Origin of the sequence: Aggregatibacter sp. 2125159857 (assembly GCF_017798005.1) — a bacterium.
Classification (GTDB): domain Bacteria; phylum Pseudomonadota; class Gammaproteobacteria; order Enterobacterales; family Pasteurellaceae; genus Aggregatibacter.
In genome coordinates, this window is sequence record NZ_CP072548.1 from 895,113 (window position 1) to 918,595 (window position 23,483).

21 protein-coding genes and 2 tRNA genes are annotated in these 23,483 nt (G+C 42.6%); 9 read left to right on the forward strand and 14 right to left on the reverse strand.

Annotated features, from left to right (window positions below; all coding sequences use genetic code 11):
• Positions 1-584: 584 nt before the first annotated feature.
• The 4 genes from J5X96_RS04540 to J5X96_RS04555 all read right to left on the reverse strand — a co-directional run bounded on the left by J5X96_RS04540 (position 585) and on the right by J5X96_RS04555 (position 4,884).
• Positions 585-1,061 carry an FRG domain-containing protein gene (locus tag J5X96_RS04540; protein ID WP_209364547.1) on the reverse strand — a complete coding sequence of 159 codons (477 nt, stop codon included), beginning with the start codon at positions 1,059-1,061 and terminating at the stop codon, positions 585-587.
• A complete protein-coding gene (locus J5X96_RS04545; protein ID WP_021616745.1) occupies positions 1,054-2,481 on the reverse strand; it encodes a restriction endonuclease subunit S in 1,428 nt (475 codons plus the stop codon). The genes J5X96_RS04540 and J5X96_RS04545 overlap by 8 nt, the downstream gene beginning before the upstream one ends.
• Positions 2,474-4,195 carry a type I restriction-modification system subunit M gene (locus J5X96_RS04550; protein ID WP_245193488.1) on the reverse strand — a complete coding sequence of 574 codons (1,722 nt, stop codon included), beginning with the start codon at positions 4,193-4,195 and terminating at the stop codon, positions 2,474-2,476. Before J5X96_RS04550 ends, J5X96_RS04545 begins: the two co-directional genes overlap by 8 nt.
• Before the next feature lie 80 nt (positions 4,196-4,275).
• Entirely contained in the window at positions 4,276-4,884 is a 609-nt protein-coding gene (locus J5X96_RS04555; protein ID WP_209364552.1) for a riboflavin synthase subunit alpha, read from the reverse strand.
• Between the two features lie 24 nt (positions 4,885-4,908).
• Between J5X96_RS04555 and J5X96_RS04560 the strand changes: the two genes are divergently transcribed.
• The 3 genes from J5X96_RS04560 (at position 4,909) to J5X96_RS04570 (ending at position 10,494) form a co-directional block, all read left to right on the forward strand.
• Positions 4,909-6,306: an MATE family efflux transporter gene (locus J5X96_RS04560; RefSeq protein ID WP_209364554.1), complete on the forward strand. Its 1,398-nt coding sequence runs from the start codon at positions 4,909-4,911 to the stop codon at positions 6,304-6,306.
• 155 nt (positions 6,307-6,461) lie between these two features.
• Positions 6,462-8,693: a TonB-dependent siderophore receptor gene (locus tag J5X96_RS04565; RefSeq protein ID WP_209364555.1), complete on the forward strand. Its 2,232-nt coding sequence runs from the start codon at positions 6,462-6,464 to the stop codon at positions 8,691-8,693.
• Positions 8,694-8,748: 55 nt separating this feature from the next.
• Positions 8,749-10,494, forward strand: coding sequence for an ABC transporter ATP-binding protein/permease (locus J5X96_RS04570; protein ID WP_209364557.1), 1,746 nt, complete (start codon positions 8,749-8,751; stop codon positions 10,492-10,494).
• A gap of 144 nt (positions 10,495-10,638) precedes the next feature.
• On the opposite strand, the gene J5X96_RS04575 is transcribed toward J5X96_RS04570, so the two are convergent.
• The 3 genes from J5X96_RS04575 to orn all read right to left on the reverse strand — a co-directional run bounded on the left by J5X96_RS04575 (position 10,639) and on the right by orn (position 11,456).
• Positions 10,639-10,714: transfer RNA gene (locus J5X96_RS04575), tRNA-Gly, on the reverse strand.
• Between the two features lie 19 nt (positions 10,715-10,733).
• Positions 10,734-10,809 (reverse strand) — tRNA-Gly (locus J5X96_RS04580).
• Positions 10,810-10,907: 98 nt separating this feature from the next.
• Complete coding sequence (gene orn, locus J5X96_RS04585; protein ID WP_209364559.1) at positions 10,908-11,456, reverse strand: oligoribonuclease; 549 nt, start codon at positions 11,454-11,456, stop codon at positions 10,908-10,910.
• A gap of 71 nt (positions 11,457-11,527) precedes the next feature.
• Here orn and rsgA point away from each other — a divergent pair, with 71 nt between their 5' ends.
• From rsgA to crr, 4 genes are all read left to right on the forward strand, one after another.
• A complete protein-coding gene (gene rsgA / locus J5X96_RS04590; protein WP_209364561.1) occupies positions 11,528-12,568 on the forward strand; it encodes a small ribosomal subunit biogenesis GTPase RsgA in 1,041 nt (346 codons plus the stop codon).
• 230 nt (positions 12,569-12,798) lie between these two features.
• Positions 12,799-13,056, forward strand: a complete 258-nt coding sequence (gene ptsH, locus J5X96_RS04595) for a phosphocarrier protein Hpr (RefSeq protein ID WP_209364563.1) — start codon at positions 12,799-12,801, stop codon at positions 13,054-13,056.
• 139 nt (positions 13,057-13,195) lie between these two features.
• The gene (gene ptsI / locus J5X96_RS04600) at positions 13,196-14,923 is read left to right on the forward strand and encodes a phosphoenolpyruvate-protein phosphotransferase PtsI (protein ID WP_209364565.1); all 1,728 of its coding nucleotides are present in this window, start codon (positions 13,196-13,198) and stop codon (positions 14,921-14,923) included.
• Between the two features lie 62 nt (positions 14,924-14,985).
• On the forward strand, positions 14,986-15,486 hold the full coding sequence (gene crr, locus J5X96_RS04605; protein WP_209364567.1) for a PTS glucose transporter subunit IIA: 501 nt from the start codon (positions 14,986-14,988) through the stop codon (positions 15,484-15,486).
• Between the two features lie 626 nt (positions 15,487-16,112).
• Here crr and argS read toward each other — a convergent pair.
• A complete protein-coding gene (gene argS / locus J5X96_RS04610; protein WP_209364569.1) occupies positions 16,113-17,846 on the reverse strand; it encodes an arginine--tRNA ligase in 1,734 nt (577 codons plus the stop codon).
• Positions 17,847-17,943: 97 nt separating this feature from the next.
• Between argS and J5X96_RS04615 the strand changes: the two genes are divergently transcribed.
• Both J5X96_RS04615 and J5X96_RS04620 read left to right on the forward strand, forming a co-directional pair.
• Positions 17,944-18,531, forward strand: a complete 588-nt coding sequence (locus J5X96_RS04615; protein ID WP_209364571.1) for a VOC family protein — start codon at positions 17,944-17,946, stop codon at positions 18,529-18,531.
• A gap of 86 nt (positions 18,532-18,617) precedes the next feature.
• Complete coding sequence (locus tag J5X96_RS04620) at positions 18,618-19,073, forward strand: glycine zipper 2TM domain-containing protein (RefSeq protein ID WP_021616729.1); 456 nt, start codon at positions 18,618-18,620, stop codon at positions 19,071-19,073.
• Positions 19,074-19,149: 76 nt separating this feature from the next.
• Here the strand turns inward: J5X96_RS04620 and yhbY are convergent, their stop codons facing one another.
• The 6 genes from yhbY to J5X96_RS04650 form a co-directional block, all read right to left on the reverse strand.
• Positions 19,150-19,452 (reverse strand): ribosome assembly RNA-binding protein YhbY, encoded by a 303-nt coding sequence (yhbY, locus tag J5X96_RS04625; protein ID WP_209364573.1) that lies wholly within the window; start codon positions 19,450-19,452, stop codon positions 19,150-19,152.
• Between the two features lie 102 nt (positions 19,453-19,554).
• Positions 19,555-19,866 carry a c-type cytochrome gene (locus tag J5X96_RS04630; protein WP_021616727.1) on the reverse strand — a complete coding sequence of 104 codons (312 nt, stop codon included), beginning with the start codon at positions 19,864-19,866 and terminating at the stop codon, positions 19,555-19,557.
• An 8-nt stretch (positions 19,867-19,874) separates the two neighbouring features.
• A complete protein-coding gene (locus tag J5X96_RS04635) occupies positions 19,875-20,369 on the reverse strand; it encodes a TlpA disulfide reductase family protein (protein WP_209364575.1) in 495 nt (164 codons plus the stop codon).
• Positions 20,359-21,030, reverse strand: a complete 672-nt coding sequence (locus J5X96_RS04640; protein ID WP_209364577.1) for an ABC transporter ATP-binding protein — start codon at positions 21,028-21,030, stop codon at positions 20,359-20,361. The genes J5X96_RS04635 and J5X96_RS04640 overlap by 11 nt, the downstream gene beginning before the upstream one ends.
• Before the next feature lies 1 nt (position 21,031).
• Positions 21,032-22,171 carry an FtsX-like permease family protein gene (locus tag J5X96_RS04645; RefSeq protein ID WP_209364579.1) on the reverse strand — a complete coding sequence of 380 codons (1,140 nt, stop codon included), beginning with the start codon at positions 22,169-22,171 and terminating at the stop codon, positions 21,032-21,034.
• The gene (locus J5X96_RS04650; protein WP_209364581.1) at positions 22,158-23,483 is read right to left on the reverse strand and encodes an ABC transporter permease; all 1,326 of its coding nucleotides are present in this window, start codon (positions 23,481-23,483) and stop codon (positions 22,158-22,160) included. Before J5X96_RS04650 ends, J5X96_RS04645 begins: the two co-directional genes overlap by 14 nt.

The following is a 23,483-nucleotide window of genomic DNA, read 5'->3' on the forward strand; positions in this document are numbered from 1 at the left end:
ATAGTCCCCCCTCTTTGCTAAAGAGGGGAATGGTATTGAGCATAGTTTTAGTTTAGGTGTTTTTCATGAGTAATTTTGCTGTTAATTCGACCGCTTGAAGCTAATAAACCTTCCAAATAGTCCCCCTCTTTAGCAAAGAGGGGATAGGGGAGATTTGGCAGAAGTGAAATCAACCTTGTGGATTATTTGGTAAAGAGGATATTATTATTTTTTCTAAATCATTATTAGCTTTATTAATTATTCCGTCTAAGTCAGGGTATATATATTCTTCAGTAACACCATAGAAATTAAGTAGCTTTAAAATTTCATCTCTTAAATTCTCAGAAATATAATATTTTCTAATCATTATGCTGGTTATTGCATTTTTATCTTCTTCCGATTTTATTTGAGGTATATTAAATAACTTCTCTTTTAATGTTTTTAAATGAAAATCAATTCCCCAGTAAGTAAATAATCCTTGTTGAGCTGTGATTCTCCCATAGTAATCTATCTTTGGTTCATAAATATATTTATGTTCTTTGTCTATATTTTGAAAGTTATAGGCTAATCTGTAAACAGCTCTATATGATGTATCATTTTTTTGTTTATGAAATGCAAAGAATAGAGCATTGAAAAAATTTTGTCCAGTCCACTAAAGGTGTTTTTAAGTTATAGTGTTGACCAATCGCCCAAAGTTCTTCATCATTTTCAGGAGAATCATTAAGAAGAAGGAATTGAACGTTAGCCTTTCCTCTTATCAATTTTTTAACGTTAGCTAAATGTGCTTTTGCAATCTTATTATAATCTTCACTTGTAGGTGTAAATACTGATGTAATTTCTCTTTCCAATGTGCTTGTTATTTTCCAGTTTGAATTTCGTTGCCCTCTGAAAATAAAGGGTATTTTTAGAGAGTCATTATATATGCTATTAATTAAAACTTTTAGTTGTTCCATTGTTTCTATTTTGATTGAATGAAATCCTTCTTGGTTGTTATCGTATTTTTCTAATATATAATCTTCTATTGAATCTACATTTGATATATTAATGATATTAATTTTATCAATATTAGTTACTTTACACATGAGCACAAAAATCTCCATTCAATAATCTAGGCAGTAATAACTCTCTTGTTTTACTTAAAAGCATATTTTCATTTGATGTCATTTTTTCAAAGATAACACCTACTTTTTCATAAAAGGTATTGAATATATTTTCATCAGGAATAACAATAAGTTCATTTTCAAGAAAATTTTTTGTTTGGAAATTGCTAATCCCTGTACTTTGTAATTGATATTCCCAAGTTTTTCCTTGTGTATAAATCATTTTTAAATGACAAGCCAGCAATACAGCAATTTTTTCATTGATTGGTGTAAATAATCTACAAAAGCTAGCAGGAATAACTGGAAGATCAAAGTTACAAAGTAAATTTTTTGTAATTAACAATGACCGCCCTGTTGGTTGGTTTTTACTTCCTCCTGAGACTTCAATAATAATATCGCCATATTTTGCCTTACGGCTTTTCAATTTATTTTTTGTAATATATCGTTTAGGGATTGCGTCAAATTCATTTGTTTGAATATTAGGAAGATCTGTTCCTCTAAAGATAAAAACATTTTCCGTATGTTTTTCGTCTTCTTCCTCTTTACCCCAATCCCCTCCGATTGTATTTTCTAAAAGAGAACCAAAAGGCTTAACCTCCCACCCCTTCGGCACCTCCACCCCATCAACTACCACCATCTCACACGGAAACGCTTTGGCGGTTTCGGCTAATTCGGCGTAGCGTTCAGGCTGTGTTTGTGAAAGTGTGGTCAATTCTTCGGATGTTTTTCCGCTGATTGTCTGCATGGCTGCCAGTTCTGCTTGTTCAAGGCTAAGGCCGTCTGAAAGCGCTTGGACTTTGGCACGCACAGGATCGAAATCGACAAACCAGCTTTTAAACAGGGCTTGGGCGATTTGTTCCAAGGTTTGGTTGATTTGAGTATTGAGTTCTATTTTTTTATCTAAATCAGATAAAATTCTAGCAATTTCTTTTTGTTCTGAAAGTGGAGGTAACTTAAATTGGTATTTCGATAAATCACCAATTTTCATATTTAATTGAACAGATGTACCACCAGATATTCCATCAATATAACCGCTAAAATGTTTTGACTTGAAAACATAATAAATAAATTGCGGATCAACTTTTTCTATTTTCAAACGTATTCTTGCTAAGCCATTATTAAAAACGGCAGGTAATTCTTCTTTTACTAGATAGCAAATACCTGTAGAACAAGTTCTTGCCATAATAATATCGTTAGGAACAAGCTGAAATTTTTTGAAGTCTGTATCTTTAACCTCAGTATATCCCCATTTATCAAATGACTTATTTTGAGAAATATCTTGTATTCTCAAGCAACGTAAATTTGTTTTATGTTCAACAATCGGAGCTCTACGAATAGCATCTAATCCTGTATTAATACTTTCTGTTACACCTTCTAATGTTACCATTTGCCAATCACTCATACCCCAATCCCCCTAAATTTTTCTTAATCTCCGCTTCCAACTCTGCACTTTTCGCAAATTGTTCCTTCAAAAGCGCGGTCAGATGTTGCATTTTTTCTGCAAATGGCACGCCGTCGTCTTCTTGTTCTGCGGTGCCGACATAGCGTCCCGGTGTGAGGACGAAGTCGTTGCCCGCAATCTCTTCTAAAGTCGCAGATTTGCAGAAAGCAGCTTGATCTTCATAGCCGTCTGATGTTTGCCAAGCATGGAGGGTGTCGGCAATTTTGGCGATGTCGTCAGCGGTGAAGTCACGCAATACGCGGTCTTTCATGTAGCCTATTTGGCGGGCATCGATAAATAACACTTCGCCTTTGCGCTTTTTGTTGCGGTTTAAAAACCAAATACAGGCGGGGATTTGGGTATTGGTGAAGAGCTGGCTGGGCAGGGCAACCATACATTCGACCAAGTCGGCATTGATGATGGCTTTGCGGATTTCGCCTTCATTGTTGGTTTGGCTGCTCATGGAGCCGTTGGCAAGCAATAATGCCATTTTGCCGTTGGGCGAGAGGTGGTAAATCATGTGTTGCAGCCAAGCGAAGTTTGCGTTGCCTTTGGGCGGCGTGCCGTATGCCCAACGTGGGTCATCGGCCAGGGATTCGCTCCACCAATCGCTGATATTGAATGGCGGGTTTGCCATAATGAAATCCATCTTTTTGTCGATGTGTTGCGGTTGCGTGAAGCTGTCGGCGTTGTGTTTGCCGAAGTCGTAATCAATGCCGCGAATCGCCATATTCATCGCCGCCAGTTTCCAAGTGGTCGGGTTGAATTCTTGCCCGTAGATGGACACGTTGTTGATGTTGCCTTGATGGGCGGTGATAAAGCGTTCGGTTTGCACGAAGAAGCCGCCGCTGCCCATAGCCGGGTCATACACGCGGCCGGAGTATGGCTTGAGCATTTCGACAATCAGGGAAACAATGGATTTGGGCGTGAAATATTGGCCGCCGCGTTTGCCTTCTGCTTGGGCAAAGCGACCGAGGAAGTATTCGTAAACATGGCCGAGAATGTCTTTTGCGCCTAAATGCACGGGCTCGCCGTTGTAAGTCGGGCGGGTAAAGTTGGTATCGGAAAAGAGGATAATCAGCCCGCGCAGGGTGTCCTCGTTTACGGCATAGCCGATGATGCGTTGGAGTACGCCTTTCAGTTTTTCGTTGTCTTTTTCAATGGCATCGAAGGCATCGTCAATCAGTTTTGCTACGCCGGAAAATTTCCCGCCCCAAGGTAATTCTGCACCGATGTTTAAGATGGAAACGGCTTTAATCTCGTCCCAACGGGCTTGCTGCGGCACCCAAAACACATTGTCGGCGGTGTAGTAGTCGCGGTTTTCCAGTTCGGCGGTTAAGGTTTCTTGGTATTCTTCTTCGGTGTCGTAAAAAGTGCGGTCAAGATAAAGCGCGTTTTCAGGATCGGTTAGTTCCGTCTGAATTTTGGCTTGTTGATGGGTAAAACTGTCGGAAATGTATTTTAAGAAGATCAGACCAAGGACGATGTGTTTATAGTTAGCCGCATCAAGTTGTTGGCGGAGTTTATCGGCAGATGCCCAAAGTTTTTCATCTAATTCATTTAAAAATGCTTGTTGTAATGCGTGATTTTCATCGACAATCTTGGTCGTCTCGTCTCGTCTCGTCTCGTCTCGCTTGCATAAATTATATCCTTTGTAAAGTGATTTTAAGAAAATGTGTGTAATTTTTGCGGTCGTTTGGCACGCTAAGCAAAGCTAGCTTAAAAAACGTTGTCTTTTTCGACCGCACTTTGTGATTATTTCTGCGCCAAATAACGTTCCACCGTATCCACGATAGCTTGTGTTTGCGGATCGATTTCAATATTGACTTTTTCACCCACCGCTTTCTTGCCAATTAGCGTACGATGAATGGTTTCCGGAATCAGGTTGACGCAGAAGCTTTGTTCACGGACTTCACCGATGGTTAAACTGATACCGTCCACAGCAATAAAACCTTTGGTTAACACATATTTCATCATGTCTTGATTCGGCAGTTGGAACCAAATTTGCAGGTTGTTTTCGGAAGGAATGCGTTCAACGATGTCCGCGGTGCAATACACATGGCCGGATAATATATGCCCGCCGATTTCTGTGCCCATTTGCATGGCGCGTTCGATATTGACAAAATCACCAGCCTTTAATGCGCCTAAATTAGTGATTTTCAAGGTTTCTTGCATTAAGTCGAAACTCACCAAATTGCCTTTGATTTCCGTGACGGTTAAACACACGCCATTGTGCGCAACGGACGCACCGATTTGTAATCCTTTCAGCATTTCTTGTGGCATTTCCACCACGTGTGTTCTAAAATTAGCCGCTTCTGTAATAGCCTTAATTTGTGCCGTACCTTGCACAATGCCTGTAAACATAATGACCTCGAAATCTATTTATTTATGAATGTAAACTTCGTCAAAGAATATCATATTGAAGCCAAAAAATTAATTGCTATCGCCATACCGATTTTGCTTGCACAAATTGTGCAAAATTCCATGGGGATGGTGGATACCATCATGGCAGGGCGCGTGAGCGCAGCAGACATGGCAGCCATTTCCGTGGGTGCCTCCATTTGGTTGCCGTTGGTGTTATTCGGACACGGGTTGTTACTCGCCTTGCCCCCGACCATTTCCTATTTGAATGGCTCCGGTCAGCGTAAGCGGATTGCTCATCAGGTACGTCAAGGCATCTGGATTGTGTTCTTTAGCTGCATTCCCCTCGGTTTATTGATTTATCACAGTGATGTTGTTTTGCAAAACATGGATATGGAACCACGTTTGGCAGAGATCACAAGCGGTTATTTACACGCTATGATTTGGGGCTTGCCGGGTTATTTATTAATGATTAATTTTCGTTGTTTAAATGACGGTATTGCCAAAACCAAGCCGGCCATGGTGATTGCTTTCCTTGGTTTAATGCTCAACATTCCCCTTAACTATATTTTCATTTACGGCAAACTCGGTATTCCGGCATTTGGGGCGGTGGGCTGTGGTATTGCGACAGCAATCGTGAACTGGACGATGTGTCTTCTCATGTTGACTTATTGCATGCGCGCGAGAAATCAACGTGATTTAAAGGTCTTCGACAAGATTATCGAACGTCCGAATGTGCGTACCTTGAGAAAATTGCTGAAACTTGGGTTTCCTATCGCCATGGCGCTTTGTTGTGAAGTGGCGTTATTTGCGTTGACTTCATTATTTCTATCCCCCCTTGGTGCTGATGTGGTGGCGAGCCACCAAATTGCCTTAAACACCAGTTCGTTTATCTTTATGTTGCCGATGTCGATTGGTATGGCAACCACGATCCTCGTAGGGCAACGGTTAGGCGAAAAATCACCGCATGGGGCAAAATTGGTGGCCTATTCCGCCTTGGCGGTGGGATTATCGGTTGCGATCGTGACTGCCTTTTTAACGGTGGTTTTGCGCGAGCATATCGCGGCTATTTTTGTGAAAGACATTGATGTGATTGCCATGGCAGGCACCTTATTATTAATTGCCGCCTTATACCAATTTTCTGACACGGTGCAAGTGATTATTGGAGGCGTGTTGCGTGGGTATAAAGACACGAAGGCCATTTTGTACATCACGCTATTTTGCTACTGGGTGGTCGGCATGCCACTGGGTTACACTTTGGCGCGCACTGATGTGATCATTACCGGTGGCATTGCAGCAAAAGGGTTTTGGATTGCCTTTATTGTGAGTTTAACCTTAGCGGCTATTTTATTAATTTATCGTCTCCGAAAAATTCAGCGATTACCTGATGACGTGCTGCTAGCGCGCTTGGAAAAATTGAAATAAAGAGAAGCCTGTTACTTTTGTAGCAGGCTTTTTTCATCTAAAGTGCGGTTGTTTTTTTGAGATGTTTTTTAGTGCTTAAAAGAGAATAATTCTCTTTTTCGGCTGAAACTTTTCAGCTATACTGTCGCCGTTTTTTGACTTGAAAAGGTAATGTTATGAAATTTAAATTAAGCGTGATTTCCACCGCACTTTTAACGGCGGTATCCATGTCTGCTTATGCGGAAGAAAAAGCGGAAAATCTTGAACAAATCACTGTTGAAGATACCGGCATTAAGCAAAACGGTTATCAAACCACCGGGACCTCTGTGGTCTCAAAAGCCGAAGTGCCTGTGCTGGATACACCGAACACGGTCAATATTCTTTCCACCCAATTATTAAAAGATCGCAAACCTGAATCCTTAATTGATGCGCTTTACAATGTGAGTGGCGTTAGTCAAGCCAATACCTTAGGCGGCATGTTTGATTCTATTCAAAAACGCGGTTTCGGCGGCAATCGTGATAACTCGATTATGCGTAACGGCTTGCAAGCCGGACCTGCCAAGAACTTTAGCGCCACCACGGAAACCGTCGAAGTCTTAAAAGGCCCTGCCTCTGTGCTTTATGGCATTCAAGATCCGGGCGGTGTCGTTAATATTGTGACGAAAAAACCACATCAAACACCGAAATATGTGGTTGGTGGCACATTGGGAAATCATAGTTTGTGGGGAACACAAGTGGATTTCACCGGTGGCTTAGGCAACGGCTTTGCTTATCGTTTTATTTATGACAAACAAGAAAAGAATTATTGGCGTAACTTCGGCAAAGTTAAAAACACCACTTACGCGCCTTCTCTTTCTTGGGAAAATGACACCACCAAAGCCTTAGTGGCGTATGAACATAAAGACATTCTTGAGCCATTTGATCGTGGGACGAATTTATTAACGGCGACAAATTCTCTGCCGAATATTCCGGTCTCTCGTCGTTTAGACGAACCGAATAATGAAACCTCGGCAAAAACCGATAACATTGATTTTAAAGTTGAGCATAAGCTTAACGATAACTGGAAGTTAAACGCCGGTTATAACTATGCCCGTTATGAATATTTCTATAATCAAGCGCGTATTTCGAATATTAATGTTGCAGACACACCGATTCCTGCGGTTAAAAATAAAAAGGGCGTGATCACCTCTCCGGAATTAAAAGCACGTCATGTGCGCCGTGCTATTGAGCAACAACAAGGTGATCAACGTGTGCATAGCGGAACCGTTAATGTTGTGGGTGAATTCGGTATTGGTGAGATTGGTAACCGTTTTGTCGCCGGTGTGGATGTGATGCGTAATATTCGTGAGATTGGTCCAATTTATAACCAAGGCATCATGGATTCTGACCTCAGCATTGATCATCCAAACTATACTAATCCGGTGGCGCAGAAGAAAAACGGCAACGGTAATGCCTATCAATATAACCATCTAAAAACCCTTGGCGTTTATGTTCAGGATACAGCCTATTTAACGGATAGCGTTATTGTTACCGGTGGTTTGCGTTATGAATATTTTGACCAATTTGCCGGTCGCCATTGCTTAAATGCGGCGAATTGTGATCTGTCAAAAGGGCAAAACTTAACGAAGACCGCTAATACAGATCAACATGATGGCAAATTGTTGTATCAACTAGGCGCAGTGTATAAATTCACGCCGAATATCGCGACCTTTGCCAACTATGCGGAATCCTTCCGCCCGCAAATGAGCGTTGCAACCCCTGTGAACGGCGATTTGAAACCTGAACAAGGCAAATCCGTTGAAATTGGTGCGAAGTATGAAAATGCTGATTTTAACGCCATGGTGTCTTTATTTAATATTAATAAACGCAATGTGGCAGAAACGGTGGGTAGCGGCGCTAATGCTGAGTTAAACATTGTTGGTAAACAACGCTCTCGTGGTGTCGAATTTGATTTAAACGGTCAACTTACCGAACGCTTGAGTGCAGCCGCAAACTATACTTACACGAAAGTGAAATCCCTAGAAAATGCAAAATACCCTGAGGCGGTGAATCAACAGCTTTCCGGCGTACCGAAACATCAAGCCTCCTTATTCTTGGCTTATAATGTGGGCGAATTTGATTTCGGTAATATCCGTATTGGCGGTGGTGCCCGTTATTTGGGATCTTGGTATGCCTATACAAATAACTACGCGAAATCGTATAAAATTCCACACGCCGTGGTGTATGACGCCTTCATTGCCTACGACACCAAAATCTCCGGCAAGAAAGTGTCATTCCAACTTAACGGTAAAAACTTAACGGATAAAACCTACTTCCCATCCACTTCAGGCAATGCAACAAACACGCTGATTCCGGTGGCGTTGGGTTATGGGCGTGAGTTTATCTTTAATACCAAAGTGGAATTCTAATTAAATACATTCATCCCTAAAGGGCGTTTAACGCCCTTTCTTTTTGGATATTCAAATGGATTGGCAAACAGAAGTTAATAATAGTTTATCTTGGATTTTGACCGCACTTTTGGGCGTGTCGGCAGTGTTGGCAGTATTAGCATTGACGCTTAAACGAACAGGCTTCGGGCAACGCTTTTGGCTGATTACACAACCTTGTGTGCAAACCTCATCGGCATACAAAATTATCGGTTTGCTTTTATTGTTGCTGACCTTGATTTTGCTGGAAGTGCGAATCAGCGTGCTGAATTCTTTTTTCTATAACGGGCTTTATACCTCGTTACAAGAACAAAAAGCCGATGCCTTTTGGTTTTTTGCCGGGCTGAATGCCTTGTTGGTGATGTTCAAAATCGTGCATTCCATTATCAATTATTTTGTACGCCAGCTGTTTGAAATTCGTTGGTTAGAAAAACTCAATAATGAAATGCTGGTGCGTTGGTTGCGCCATAAAAATTATTATCGTCTGAAATACGAAAAAGAATTGCCGGATAACATCGATCAACGTATCGAACAAGATGCCCGCGAATTTATTAGCGGCACGGTTACCATGCTGCAAGGCTTAATTAATTCCGTGATGTCCACCATTGAATTTACGATTATTCTGTGGGGCTTGTCAGGGATATTGGTGTTGCTCGGCGTGCCGATTCCAAAAGGCGTGGTGTTCTTTATTTATATTTTTATCATCGTCGCCACCGCACTTTCCGTTTGGATTGGACACCCACTGATTAAATTGAATTTTGATAAAGAACGATTGAACGGGGATTACCGTTATTCCTTAATTCGCGTGCGTGATAACGCAGAAAGTATTGCATTTTACGGTGGTGAAACAAAAGAGCGGTCAAATTTACAAGCGAAATTTCACGCTATCATTCACAACCGCTGGGTAATTGTGCGCCGTATGTTGGGATTGGACGGGTTTAATACCGGCGTGACGCAAATCGCCATGATTCTACCGCTCATGTTGCAAGCGCCACGTTTCTTTGCCGGACAGGTGAAATTAGGCGATATGCACCAAACGGTGCAAGCCTTCAATCGCCTTATGCGGGCGTTATCTTTCTTCCGTTTGTTCTATGAGGAATTCACGTTGTATCAAGCGCGTCTTAATCGTTTGTATGGTTTTTTTACCAAATTAGACGAATTGGACGGCACGGACATTCATCAACCGGTGGAGTGTTCTCATCGGGTGTCATTGCATCATTTCGGGATTAAAGACGGCAACGGAAAAGTCTTGTTGAAGGATTTGAACGTGGATTTGCAAAATGGCGATGCTTTGCTCATTCAAGGCCCGTCAGGCGCAGGAAAAACCTCGTTACTCAAAGCCATTGCGGGGATTTATCCGTTTGATACGGAAGGTCGGGTAGAGCGCCCATGTAGCAACAGCCTGTTTCTGCCTCAACGCCCGTATATGCCGCAAGGTACATTGCGCGAAGCGATTTGCTATCCGAATATTGAACCTAAACGTGGCGAATTGGAGTTGGCTATGGAGCAGTGCCGTTTGAGCAAATACATTCCGTCTCTTAACGAATCCAATGATTGGCAAGCCATTCTTTCGCCGGGTGAGCTACAACGGGTGGCGTTTATTCGCATTCTTCTGATGCAACCCGATGTGATTTTTTTAGACGAAACCACATCGGCACTGGACGAACCGACGGAAGAATTGCTGTATAAAATTATCCGCAGCCGCTTCCCAAACATGATTATTCTCAGTGTCGGCCATCGTTGCACGTTGCAACAGTTTCATAATAAGCAGCTAGTGCTGTAAAGGCGCTAAAAGTGCGGTGCTTTTTTAAGCCAAATGAATAAAACATAGAAGAAACAGGTTCCCTTTTTCGTCAGAGAAAGGGAAACAAACGAAGAAAAATTAAGCATAAAAAAAATCCCCCGCAAACGCGAGGGATTGTGAATTTGGAGCGGGAAACGAGGCTCGAACTCGCGACCCCGACCTTGGCAAGGTCGTGCTCTACCAACTGAGCTATTCCCGCAGAGATTTGATGTTGAGAATGGAGCGGGAAACGAGGCTCGAACTCGCGACCCCGACCTTGGCAAGGTCGTGCTCTACCAACTGAGCTATTCCCGCATTCACATCAAATGAATGAGACGGCATTATACAAATATTTTTGGGTAGTGCAAGTATAAAATCATGAAAATGATGCGCTTGTTTATATATTCGTCGATTTAGTCCATCTTTAAAAAATGTTCACGATAGTAAGCGAGCTCTTTGATGGATTCGCGAATGTCGTCTAAGGCCAAATGGGTGTTTTGTTTGCTAAAGCCGTTCAGAATTTCCGGTTTCCAGCGGGCGGCTAATTCTTTTAATGTACTGACATCAAGGTGGCGATAGTGGAAGTAATCTGCAAGCTCCGGCATATATTTAAAGAGAAAGCGTTTGTCTTGTGCCACACTGTTGCCACAAATCGGTGATACCCCTTTCGGCACGTATTTTTTGAGAAAATCTAAGGTTTGTAATTCGGCGGCGCGTTCGGTTAATTTGCTGTTTTTAACACGTTCAACCAGCCCATTGGCGGTGTGAGTTTTCACGCACCAGTCGCTCATTTTATTGAGTAATTCATCCGATTGATGGATGGCGAGTACCGGCCCTTCGGCAAGAATATTTAAATTTTTATCGGTCACAATGGTTGCGATTTCAATAATGCGTTCTTTTTCCGGATCTAAGCCTGTCATTTCAAGATCAATCCAGATCAGATTTTGTTTATCTAATGTCATTATATAAGGTATCCTATGCGAAAATTTTCCTTATTCTAGCGAAAAACGCGAGAAAAAACGACCGCACTTATATGAGTAAACCTAAATTAACGCAAAATCAAAAACGCCGAATTCAATCCAATAATCATAAGGTATTACATCGCCACCAGAAGAAAGACATTGATTGGCAGGATGATATGCTGGGCGATTCGCAGGAGGGTTTGGTCGTCACGCGCTATGCCCGTCATGCGGATGTGGAAAATGCGCAAGGCGAGATTTTTCGTTGTAACTTGCGTCGCACATTGGCGAGTGTCGTCGTGGGCGATCGTGTGATCTGGCGACAAGGTAATGAGCAGTTGCAAGGTGTAAATGGCGTGATTGAGGGGGTTCATCCGCGCAAAAATGAAATTTCTCGTCCGGATTATTACGACGGCATTAAAGTTATTGCTGCTAACATTGATCGTATTATCATCATTTCTTCCGTATTGCCGAGTTTGTCGCTGAATATTATTGATCGTTATTTGGTGGTATGCGAAGAGGCCAACATTGAACCCATTATTGTTTTGAATAAAGCCGATATGTTGACGGAAGAACAATGGCAAGACGTGGATTCACAACTGAAAATTTATCGTGATATCGGCTATCAAACGCTGATGGTTTCGGCGCAAAATAAAAAAAATCTGAAAAAACTGACCGCACTTTTATCGGATGGCGTGTCTATTTTTGTAGGGCAATCCGGTGTAGGAAAATCCAGTTTGATTAATGCTGTCTTGCCGGAGGTGGACGCGTTGGTCGGGGAAATTAGTTCAACCTCAGGCCTTGGGCAACACACGACCACTTCTTCTCGTTTATATCATTTACCGCAGGGAGGCAGTTTAATTGATTCACCGGGCATCCGTGAATTTGGTTTGTGGCATTTGGAAGATGAGCAGATTACAAAAGGTTATCGAGAATTCCAAACGGTGCTGGGGACTTGTAAGTTTCGTGATTGTAAGCATTTAAATGATCCCGGATGTGCCTTACGTCAGGCGGTAGAAGAAGGAAAAATCAGTGCCGTTCGCTATGAAAATTATCATCGTTTGTTAACCAGCAAAAAGGAAATGAAATCGCAGCGCCATTTTTCTGCTGAATAAGTCAATGTCAGCCACTTCTTTTGCGCAAAACCTTGTTAAATTTGGGTTAATAAATTAAACTTTGACGTCGTTTTTTTGTGATCCAGTTCAAATTTTTATTGAAATCGCCTTGCGTAATGGAGCGATTATCAGGATACTACGGCGCATTTATTTTAGTCTTTTTAGACAAGATTCCATCAAAATGCTAAATGGACTTATCGGATTCAATTAATTTTTTAGAGGAAACTCATATGTATTCAAAAGATGTTGAAATCACTGCACCTAATGGTTTGCATACGCGTCCGGCAGCACAATTCGTTAAAGAAGCGAAAGCATTTGTTTCTGATATTACGGTTTCTTCAGCCGGTAAAAGTGCCAGTGCAAAAAGTTTGTTTAAATTACAAACGTTGATGCTCACGCAAGGTACCGTGATTACGATTTCTGCAGAAGGTGAGGATGCAGAAAAAGCTGTTGAACATCTTGTGGCATTAATTCCAACCTTAGAATAATAACCAAGCCATGATTTGCGGCAATCTTTCTTTATGATTAAAGAGGCGATGTAGCAGGTCATGGCTTTTGCTTTATTTTAAGAATGATTGATTTTTAATCAATTTGAGTTTTAGGATAGATTTTTTATAGAAGGTAACTATGATTTCAGGAATTCCGGCTTCACCAGGCATTGTTTTTGGTAAAGCACTTGTGCTTAAAGAAGAAAAAATTGTACTGGATATGCAAAAGATTAAAGACAGCCAAGTCGATGAAGAAATCGCGCGTTTTTACGCAGGGCGTGAGGCGGCTGTAGAGCAGTTAAACTCAATTAAAGCGCGTGCTTATCAATCTTTAGGTGAAGAAAAAGCGGCCATCTTCGAAGGACATTTAATGATTTTGGAAGATGAAGAGCTGGAAGAGGAAATCATTGATTATCTTCGTTCAAATCATGTGAATGCGGCAGTGGCGGCGAATGTGGTGATTGATCAGCAAGTCGCCATTTTGTCGGAAATCGACGATGAGTATTTAAAAGAGCGTGCCGGTGATATTCGTGATATTGGCAATCGCTTAATTAAAAATATCTTAGGCATGCACATCGTTGATTTAGGTGAAATTAATGAAGAGGTGATTTTAGTTGCCTATGATTTAACGCCTTCTGAAACAGCACAGCTAAATTTAGATAAGGTGTTAGGTTTTGTGACGGATATCGGTGGTCGCACATCACATACCTCCATTATGGCGCGTTCCCTTGAATTACCGGCAATTGTTGGGACGAACAATGTTACCGAGTTGGTAAATACCGGTGATTTTTTAATTCTGGATGCGTTAAATAATGTGGTTTATGTTAATCCTTCTCAAGAAGACATTCAGCGTTTAAAAGCGTTGCAAGCGAAATTAGCCGATGAGAAAGCTGAGTTGGCGAAGTTAAAAGATTTGCCGGCATTAACGCTAGATGGACACCGCGTGGATGTGGTTGCGAATATCGGTACCATTCGTGATATCGAAGGTGCGGAGCGTAACGGCGCAGAAGGGGTGGGGCTATACCGCACGGAATTCTTGTTTATGGATCGTGATCAATTGCCGACAGAAGAAGAGCAATTTATCGCCTATAAAGACGTCGTGGAAGCCATGAATGGCAATTTGGTGATATTGCGTACCATGGATATTGGCGGTGATAAAGAATTGCCGTATTTGGATTTGCCGAAAGAAATGAATCCATTCCTCGGTTGGCGTGCTATTCGTATTGCGTTGGATCGCCGCGAAATTTTAAATGCGCAATTAAGAGCAGTATTGCGTGCTTCGGCTTACGGTAAGTTAGCGGTAATGTTCCCGATGATCATTTCTGTGGAAGAAATTCGAGAGCTTAAATCTGTGATTGAAGAATTGAAAGTTGAATTGCGTAATGAAGGTAAGGCCTTTGACGAAAATATTCAAATTGGTGTCATGGTTGAAACGCCATCAGCGGCAGTGAATGCCAAATTCTTAGCGAAAGAAGTGGACTTCTTTAGCATTGGTACAAATGATTTAACCCAATATACGTTAGCCGTAGATCGTGGCAATGAGCTCATTTCTCATTTATATAACCCAATGAGTCCGTCTGTACTGAGTTTAATTAAACAAGTGATTGATGCTTCTCATGCGGAAGGAAAATGGACGGGAATGTGCGGTGAATTAGCCGGCGATGAACGTGCTACTGTCTTGTTGTTAGGAATGGGGCTAGATGAATTTAGTATGAGTGCGATTTCTGTGCCGCGGATTAAGAAATTAATTCGTAATGTTAATTATCAAGACGCAAAATTACTGGCAGAAAAGGCGTTACAACAACCGACTGCGGCAGAAATCGAACGTTTAGTGATTGATTTTTTAGCAGAAAAAGCATTAAATTAAATACAAATTAGGCTTTTTAAGCTAAAATACGACTAAATTTCAAACTTCAGGAGATGATTAAAATGGGTTTATTTGACAAACTATTTGGCTCAAAAGAGAAGAAAGCGGTTGAAGTGGAAATCTATGCCCCACTTTCCGGTGAGATCGTGAATATTGAAGATGTGCCGGATGTCGTTTTTTCTGAAAAGATTGTTGGTGATGGCATTGCTATTCGCCCAACCGGCAATAAATTAGTTGCGCCGGTAGATGGTGTGATTGGTAAAATTTTTGAAACTAATCATGCGTTTTCCATGGAATCCAAAGAAGGCGTGGAGTTATTTGTTCACTTTGGTATTGATACCGTAGAATTAAAAGGTGAAGGCTTTACCCGTGTGGCGCAAGAAGGTCAAACCGTTAAACGTGGCGACACGGTGATTGAATTAGATTTGCCATTATTGGAATCCAAAGCGAAGTCTGTGTTAACGCCGGTGGTGATTTCCAATATGGATGAGATTAATCATCTTGAGAAGAAAACCGGGGAAGTGGTTGCCGGTGACTCCGTGGTATTGGTTCTAAAAAAATAATAGAGACAGCAAGCTTGTAATAAGCATTTTGCTGATTGCCGATCTTAAGTTTTCTTAAGATCGGCTTTTTTATTTATAGCCAGCCAAAGTCCGGCTATAAAACCATACGCTATGCGTATGGATCCAAATAGTGCGTAGCGTGCATCTTGATACACGACAGAATCAATCACGGAACGAACTAAAGTTCGGTGATTTTTGGAGGTATTCTTTCAACCAACGTATTATCAACAGTCAAGCGCGTTATTCATTTCGTGCAACAAGTTGCACGCTACGATTTATGATTTCCTGCGTAGCGTGCATCTTGATACACGACAGAATCAATCACGGAACGAAATAAAGTGCGGTGATTTTTGGAGGTATTCTTTCAACCAACGTATTATCAACCGTCAAGCGCGTTATTCATTTCGTGCAACAAGTTGCACGCTACGATTTACTAAAATAGTGATATGAAAATAAAACGGTGACCGGTTTTCACAAGCCCCTTGAGGGGCTTGTGAAGTATAGGCCCTTATAGGGGAGCCTAAAAAACGCACGTTTTACGTGTGGATTGTTATTTTAATAAAAAAGGGCGGTGTTGAATGGGAAAACTCCCATGAACACGCGCCCTTTGAGGTTGTTGTGTGAGATTACATTTTCTCAACGGTTTTAATGCCGAGTAAATCCAATCCTTGTTTTAGCGTTCTTTCTGTTAACAACGCCAGTTTTAAGCGACTGAGTTTCACTTGCTGATCGTCGTTATTCAGAATTGGACAATGCTCGTAGAAGGAAGAGAATACGCCAGCTAATTCGTATAAATAAGCGCAAAGTACATGTGGTGTACCTTCTTTTCCAACCACTTGAACGGCTTCTTCAAATTGCAATAATTTGATTGCCAAAGCACGTTCTTTTTCATCCGTAATGCTTAATTGGGCTTGTTCTACTTCGCTTAGGGCAATTTGGCTACGATTGAAAATCGAACGAATGCGGGTGTAGGCATATTGCATATAAGGCGCCGTGTTGCCTTCAAAGCTCAACATATTGTCCCAGTCGAATACATAATCCGTGGTGCGGTTTTTCGATAAGTCCGCATATTTCACCGAACCGATACCAACAGCTTCAATCACATCCGCTTTTTCTTGCTCAGAAAGTGCGGTGGATTTTTGCGAAATTAATACGCCCGCACGTTCAATGGCTTCGTCTAATAAATCCGCCAGTTTTACGGTGTCACCACTACGGGTTTTGAACGGTTTGCCGTCTTTGCCTAACATCATGCCGAAATTTTTGTGTTCCAACTGGAAGCTATCCGGCACATAGCCTGCTTTACGAGTAATCAGCCAAGCTTGTTGCATATGTTGGCTTTGGCGCGTATCGGAGAAGACTAATGCACGGTTGGCTTTTAAGGTTTCATAACGGTATTTAGCGGCAGCAATGTCAGTGGTGGTGTAAAGGAAACCGCCATCTTTTTTCTGTACAATAACGCCCATTGGATCGCCGTCTTTATTTTTAAATTCATCCAAATAAACCACTAATGCGCCGTCATCTTCTACAGCCAAACCTTGTTTTTTCAGATCTTCAACAATGCCCGGCAACATTGGGTTATACAAGCTTTCACCCATCACATCTTTGTCTGTTAAAGTCACGTTGAGACGATCGTAGTTATGTTGGTTTTGTTGCATGGTGATCTTCACCAGTTTTTGCCACATGGTACGGCAATATTCATCACCACTTTGTAATTTCACCACGTAATTACGGGCTTTTTCGGCAAAGACCGGATCTTCGTCATAATGTTTTTTTGCCGCGCGATAAAAAGCTTCTAAATCGCTCAATTCCATTTCGGTGGCGTGTTCGTTTTCCATTTTTTCCAAATAGGCAATCAGCATACCGAATTGGGTGCCCCAGTCACCTACATGGTTAGCGCGGATGACGTTGTTGCCTAAAAATTCAAGTGTGCGTACGACGGCATCACCGATAATGGTTGAACGCAAATGTCCCACGTGCATTTCTTTGGCAACGTTTGGGGAGGAATAGTCCACCACGACAGTTTGTTTTTCCGGATTGTGTACACCTAATTTCGGATCTTGTACCGCGCGGTTGATGTTGTCTGCCAGCCAAGCGTCTTTTAGAAAAATGTTAATAAATCCCGGGCCGGCAATTTCCGTTTTTTCTGCAATATCTTGTAATTCGGCTTTGTCTAATACGCTTTGAGCAAATTCACGTGGGTTTAATCCCAATTTCTTGGCGGCCGGCATGATGCCGTTAGCTTGATAATCACCAAACTGCACTTTGCCCGATTGGCGAACGAGGGCTTCACATTGTGCGTCGGCACCGGCAGCGATCATCGCCTGTTTGATTTTTTCGGATAAAATAGATTGAATATTCACGGCTGAACCTTAATTTTTTGAAATAAGTTTGGGCTGATAAAAATAGCTCGATATAATACCGTTCTTTCACCTTTCAGAAAAGCCAAAAAGGAAAATTATGTCGTTTCGCTTTCCCCATAAAATGTTTGAAAAACAGACCGCACTTTTTGCCGACTTTCAGGATTTTGAGCAAAAAATTCAGGCATTGGCACAACAGATCAATTTAGATTTAAACCAATATGAAATTGATCATCTTTCGCTCCGGGTTAATTCGGCACAGAGAGCCTGTGCTTGGCTGGCATTGTTATTAAACTATGGCACCGTGTTAAGTGATAATCAAGTGAATGGGCGGGTGATTTATTTAATTGCTTTAGCGGAGCCTTTATACCTTGCAGGTCGTCCCATTGATATTGTGGAATTGCCGTTTCCTAAGGATAAAGCGTATCCGAAAGAAACATGGGAGCATATTGAAGTGGTTGTGCCATTTTTATCGGATGAAACCGCCACCGCATGGTTAGCGCGCATAAAAAATTTGTTTTTACGGAACCAATCGGCAGAATTGAAAGTCAAAACGAGCGAACCGAAAGCGGATGGTGAAAAACTGGCCAATTTATCGGTGGCGATCAGTTTTGCAGATAAGCACTGTAATCATGTTTGCATTAAGGTTCATCCATACAGTATTAAACAAATCGTGAGTGCGGTTTGATTGTATGAAACGATTTTACTAAAATGAGTCGCCTCGCTTTATGAATAAGGCGACGTAACAATTAATCCAGTATTTAAGGAGCATTTATGAAAAAAATTGCATTCGCTGTGCTAATGAGCTTAACTCTTGTGGGTTGTGCCAATGAAGACATTTATGGCGGTAACGTCTATTCTGGCGATCAAGCAAAAGAAGCGCGTTCAATTAGCTACGGTACCATTGTTTCCACCCGTCCGGTGAAAATTCAAGCAGATAATCAAGGTGTGCTTGGTACCATTGGTGGCGGCGCTATCGGCGGTATCGCCGGTTCCGGTATCGGTGGCGGTACAGGTCAAGCCATTGCGACGGCGGTAGGCGCGGTTGCCGGTGCGGTCATTGGTAGCAAAGTCGAAGAAAAAGCCAGCCAAGTTAGTGCGCTTGAAATGGTGATTAAGAAAGATGACGGTAAAGAAATCGTTGTGGTGCAAAAAGCAGAAGCGAATCTTGTTCCTGGCGCACGTGTACGCATCGTAGGCGGTTCTCGTTTAAATGTGTCCGCACTTTAATTGCAATCTCTAACCAATCAGCCCTCTTATTTTTAAGGGGGCTGATTTTTTATGGCTTGTTTATTTTAAGGTTAAGTTATTTGCGTGGCAGTGAAATTTTATGTTCTTCACTAGGGCGATACAACACTAACACATGTCCTATCGTTTGCACCTCAGCCGCACCGGTTTCACGCACAATGGCATTGATGATCAGTTGTTTGGTTTCACGATCGGACCCGCTAATTTTCACTTTAATTAACTCATGGTGGCTGAGGGATAAATCAATTTCCGCCAATACCCCTTCGGTTAATCCGTTACCGCCTAACATCACCACCGGGCTTAAATGATGGGCAAGACTTTTTAAATATTGTTTTTGTTTGGTTGATAATGTAATCGACATAATAATCTCTTGAAAAAAGGGAGGCGGTGATTCTAAAGCAAAATGCCTATTTTAGCGAATGCATTCCGATGAAAAATAGCGCTAAAATTCACCGCACTTCCATTATTGTTTGAGGGTCTGGATATAACTCGCAACATCTTGCATATCTTGTTCGCTTAATCCTTCTTTCACGCGATTGCCGGGACCTTCAATTTTTCCGCTTTTACGATCTTGAAGTGAGCTAATAATTTTCTCTTGGGAGAACGTATTCACAATTTGAGATTGTCCCATCGCTGATTTTTCAGCTTGTTTTCCGTGGCAAAGTGCACATGAACGGTTAAAAATCTTTTGTCCGTGTTCAATATTGCCTTCCGCATGAACGCTTGAAATTGCACTTAATGCAATAAGAGAGAGTATAGTAGAGTAAATTTTCATGATTTTCCTTAATTGATTTTCGTTGGGGTAAAGAGACGTTGTAGTTCCTCTTCAGGGAGTAAACCCTCGAATTTATATATTACTTTGCCGCTTGGGTCAATCACGAAAGAGGTTGGTGTGCCGACAAGTTGGTAACGTTCTGCCGTAATTTTCATTTGATCTTTAAATATCGGCAAGGTGAGTTGTCGTTTGGTCACAATCGCTTGTGTATCGGCCTTTTCGCCGTCGATATTCATAGCGACCAGTTGCACTTGGTTCGGGTATTTTTCCGCCCATTGTTGCAAGGTTCTTAATTCCGCAATGCATGCGCCACAGGTTTCCGACCAGAAGTTGATGAGCACGGTTTTGCCCTGCCAATCGCTTAATGAGGCTTTATTGCCTTGCAGATCGAAGGCGGCAATTTCCGGGGCAGGTTGGCCAATTTGCACAGATTCCTCTTTGCAGGAAACACTAAAAAAAATAACCGCACTTATCCCCAGAAAACGAAGAAAATTAGCCAGCATTTTTTTCCTCACGCAATAATTTGCCGTGTTGCAAGTAAATAATGCGGTTGGTGAGTTTGCCTAAGTCCGGGTTATGGGTCACCATGACGATCGTACGCCCCTGCCGGTTTAATTCTGTGAGTAAATTCAACACTAAATGTTCATTTGTTTCATCAAGGTTGCCGGTCGGTTCGTCGGCAAAAATGACTGGCGGCTGATTCACTAAGGCGCGTGCAATACACACCCGTTGTTGTTCCCCGCCGGAAAGTTGGCTTGGGCGGTGATTCATGCGATGTGCTAAGCCCACTTGATCTAACACTGCTTTGGCGGCGGCTTCATCTACCACGCTGTGATAATGTTGCGCCAGCATCACGTTTTCAAGCGCGGTTAAATAGGGGATGAGGTGAAATTGTTGGAACACCAAGCCGATTTTTTCCGCGCGGAAACGTTGTCTGCCCGTTTCGTCCAGTTGTGCTGCGTCCACTCCGTCTAAAATCACTTTGCCTTCTGTCGCGGTATCCAAGCCGGTAAGAATATTCATTAATGTGGTTTTACCGGAACCGGAGGCCCCCATGATAGAGACGAATTCACCTTCGGCAATTTGAATATTAATGTCTTCAAGTGCGGTCACTTGGCCGAATCTTTTGTATAAATGCTGTGTTTCAATGACGATTTTAGCCATGTTATTCCCCTTTCAATACGTTGGCGGTTTGAATGTCTAAAGCGCGGCGGGTCGGTACGATAACCGCGATAAACGCCACTAATAAGGATAAAGTGATGGTAATCGGAATCACCGGCAGGCGCATATCAATATAGGCTTTGAATACGGTTAAGCCGAGCACCTGTGCTAATAGATAGCCGATGATTAAGCCGCATACAATGGCGCAAAGGGCGATAATCAAGGTTTCTGCGCCGATTTGTTTGATGATGTCGCGGCTTTTCGCACCGAGAGCTTTTTGCAACGCAAATTCTTTCGCCCGTTCACCCACAATAGCGATTAAGGTGGTGTTCACGCAAAGGGTAGCTAAAATCAAAATTACCACAGAAATCAAGCCCATCAAGCCTTTGATTTTATCTAAAATTTGCCCTTCGGAGGCGGAGACTTTGCGGATCGGATGAATGTCTAAATCGGGATATTGTTGTTGCAACTGTTGGGCAAATTGATCTACTTGGCCTTGATCGTTTTTGACGTTTAATAATACGTTGGTCGCCAAGTTTTCTTTTTCCAACCAGTTTTGTGCAAAATCGAGGCTCACGATCAACATATTGTCAGTGGCATCGCCTGCTTCTACGATGGCTTTAATATTGAACTGGTGTTTATCCACGGAATTGAGGCTTAACGTGAGTTTATCGCCTACGTTTAAATTGAGCCGCTCCGCGAGAGTTTTACCGATCATGGCGTTGCGCTCATCGAAGTTCACCCCGATAGGATTGCCTGTGATTTGCCAATAAGGCGCAAGGGTTTTCATGTCTTCAAACCACACGCCCATCATCACGATTTTCTCCAAATCACTACGTGTCACACCGTATAAATAGGGGCTTGCCGCCGTGATTAAGCCTTTCGGTGCTTGGTCAAGGATCTGTTGCACTTGCTCCACTTTGATTAAATTGCCGTTGCTAGGGCCAATATAAAAATTGGCGCCGAAGGTACGCAGTTCTTGGCTCATTTTAGTGTTGATGTCGAAGTACACCGCCGCCATTGCCGTCACAATGCTTGCGCCTACCGTGAGTGCGGCAAAAATGATGAATACCCGTTGCAAGCGCAGACGCAAGGCGCGTAATACCAAGCGCCAAAACATATTGATAGGTTTATTGTCTGCCATAAAGCACCTCGATAGGATAAAGACGGGCAATTCGGTGTGCCGGGAACCAAGCGCCGATCACGGCGATCAAGACGGAAAGTACCAATACGCAAGGGATCACGATCCAGGCGAAACTGAGCGGTGCGCCAAATAACGTGGCACCGATAAAACGAGCTAACCCCCAACCGGCAATGCAACCTAAGATGCCACCGATTAAACCGCTGATGATGGCTTCGCAATAAAACAGTAAGACGATTTGCCATTGATAGGCGCCGAGAGCTTTCATTAAACCGATTTCTTTGCTGCGTTCAATAATGGTTGTGGTCATTAATGAAGCAATGCCCATGGCGGCGGCAATCAGTGCGGCAAGGGTGACAACAGCGAGTAATAATTGAATTTTTTCAATGACGACGCCTTCGGAAGCCGCGACTTGCCAAATAGGGCGAACAATCGCACCGGAAATCGCTTCTTCCAATTGATGGGAAATAGAGGAAACGTACGCCGTGCAATACCAACGGTCATATTCCTCTGCGGCTAAACCGTCCACATTGGCGCGGGCTTTGCGGGATAAATCATTTTCCGGCACGGTGAGCGCGGAGACTTTAATTGCCTGTACCTTGCCTTCTAATCCAAGTAAATTTTGCACCGCACTTAACGGCAAAATCAATTGTTGTTCTTCTGTGCCACCGGTTTTAACAATGCCTTTTACGATAGCGGTCATGTGTTGTTGCTGTGCGTGTTCTTCCGTCTGATAACTTAAGGTAATCACATCACCGATTTTCCATTGCTGTTGTTTGGCAAGCTGGGCACCGAGTAGGGCAGGAATTTGTTCACCGAAATCATCAGTAGCATCATCCACCCACTCGCCTTCTACTTGCCAGTAAGGGCTGATGATTTTTTGCCCGGTGTGGTAATCCTCTTCATCCGGCACAGGAATATTATGATCAAAAAACGTCCCGAGGATGCTCACATCGTTTTCTACGCCGTTAGCCACGCTGACTTTCACCTGCGTGCTGAGTAAGGGGGCAAACCCCACAATGTTGTTGCGCCAGAAAATGTCTTTCACATTCGGCAGTTCTTTTTCATCTAAAAAATCTTGTGTGGCGAGGGAACTACGACCGCTGACATCATCCGGCAAAACGGCACTACTAGCCGGTTCCACCAAAATATTGGCACCGTAAGATTTCAACTCTTTTGCCATTTTGTCGCCAATGTCGATGGACACGGCGAGCAAGGCGGAAATCAAACCGGCAGCGAGGAAAATAGTGACAATGGCAAGAAGCTTGCGTTTTAGCCCATAACGCCAAGATTGAAATAACATACGCGCTAACAT

Coding starts and splice junctions, on each gene's coding strand:
- J5X96_RS04540 (WP_209364547.1), bottom strand. CDS start 1,061: ATGTGTAAAGTAACTAATATTGATAAAATTAATATCATTAATATATCA.
- J5X96_RS04545 (WP_021616745.1), bottom strand. CDS start 2,481: ATGAGTGATTGGCAAATGGTAACATTAGAAGGTGTAACAGAAAGTATT.
- J5X96_RS04555 (WP_209364552.1), bottom strand. CDS start 4,884: ATGTTTACAGGCATTGTGCAAGGTACGGCACAAATTAAGGCTATTACA.
- J5X96_RS04560 (WP_209364554.1), top strand. CDS start 4,909: ATGAATGTAAACTTCGTCAAAGAATATCATATTGAAGCCAAAAAATTA.
- J5X96_RS04565 (WP_209364555.1), top strand. CDS start 6,462: ATGAAATTTAAATTAAGCGTGATTTCCACCGCACTTTTAACGGCGGTA.
- J5X96_RS04570 (WP_209364557.1), top strand. CDS start 8,749: ATGGATTGGCAAACAGAAGTTAATAATAGTTTATCTTGGATTTTGACC.
- orn (WP_209364559.1), bottom strand. CDS start 11,456: ATGACATTAGATAAACAAAATCTGATCTGGATTGATCTTGAAATGACA.
- rsgA (WP_209364561.1), top strand. CDS start 11,528: ATGAGTAAACCTAAATTAACGCAAAATCAAAAACGCCGAATTCAATCC.
- ptsH (WP_209364563.1), top strand. CDS start 12,799: ATGTATTCAAAAGATGTTGAAATCACTGCACCTAATGGTTTGCATACG.
- ptsI (WP_209364565.1), top strand. CDS start 13,196: ATGATTTCAGGAATTCCGGCTTCACCAGGCATTGTTTTTGGTAAAGCA.
- crr (WP_209364567.1), top strand. CDS start 14,986: ATGGGTTTATTTGACAAACTATTTGGCTCAAAAGAGAAGAAAGCGGTT.
- J5X96_RS04615 (WP_209364571.1), top strand. CDS start 17,944: ATGTCGTTTCGCTTTCCCCATAAAATGTTTGAAAAACAGACCGCACTT.
- J5X96_RS04620 (WP_021616729.1), top strand. CDS start 18,618: ATGAAAAAAATTGCATTCGCTGTGCTAATGAGCTTAACTCTTGTGGGT.
- yhbY (WP_209364573.1), bottom strand. CDS start 19,452: ATGTCGATTACATTATCAACCAAACAAAAACAATATTTAAAAAGTCTT.
- J5X96_RS04630 (WP_021616727.1), bottom strand. CDS start 19,866: ATGAAAATTTACTCTACTATACTCTCTCTTATTGCATTAAGTGCAATT.
- J5X96_RS04635 (WP_209364575.1), bottom strand. CDS start 20,369: ATGCTGGCTAATTTTCTTCGTTTTCTGGGGATAAGTGCGGTTATTTTT.
- J5X96_RS04640 (WP_209364577.1), bottom strand. CDS start 21,030: ATGGCTAAAATCGTCATTGAAACACAGCATTTATACAAAAGATTCGGC.
- J5X96_RS04645 (WP_209364579.1), bottom strand. CDS start 22,171: ATGGCAGACAATAAACCTATCAATATGTTTTGGCGCTTGGTATTACGC.
- J5X96_RS04650 (WP_209364581.1), bottom strand. CDS start 23,483: ATGTTAGCGCGTATGTTATTTCAATCTTGGCGTTATGGGCTAAAACGC.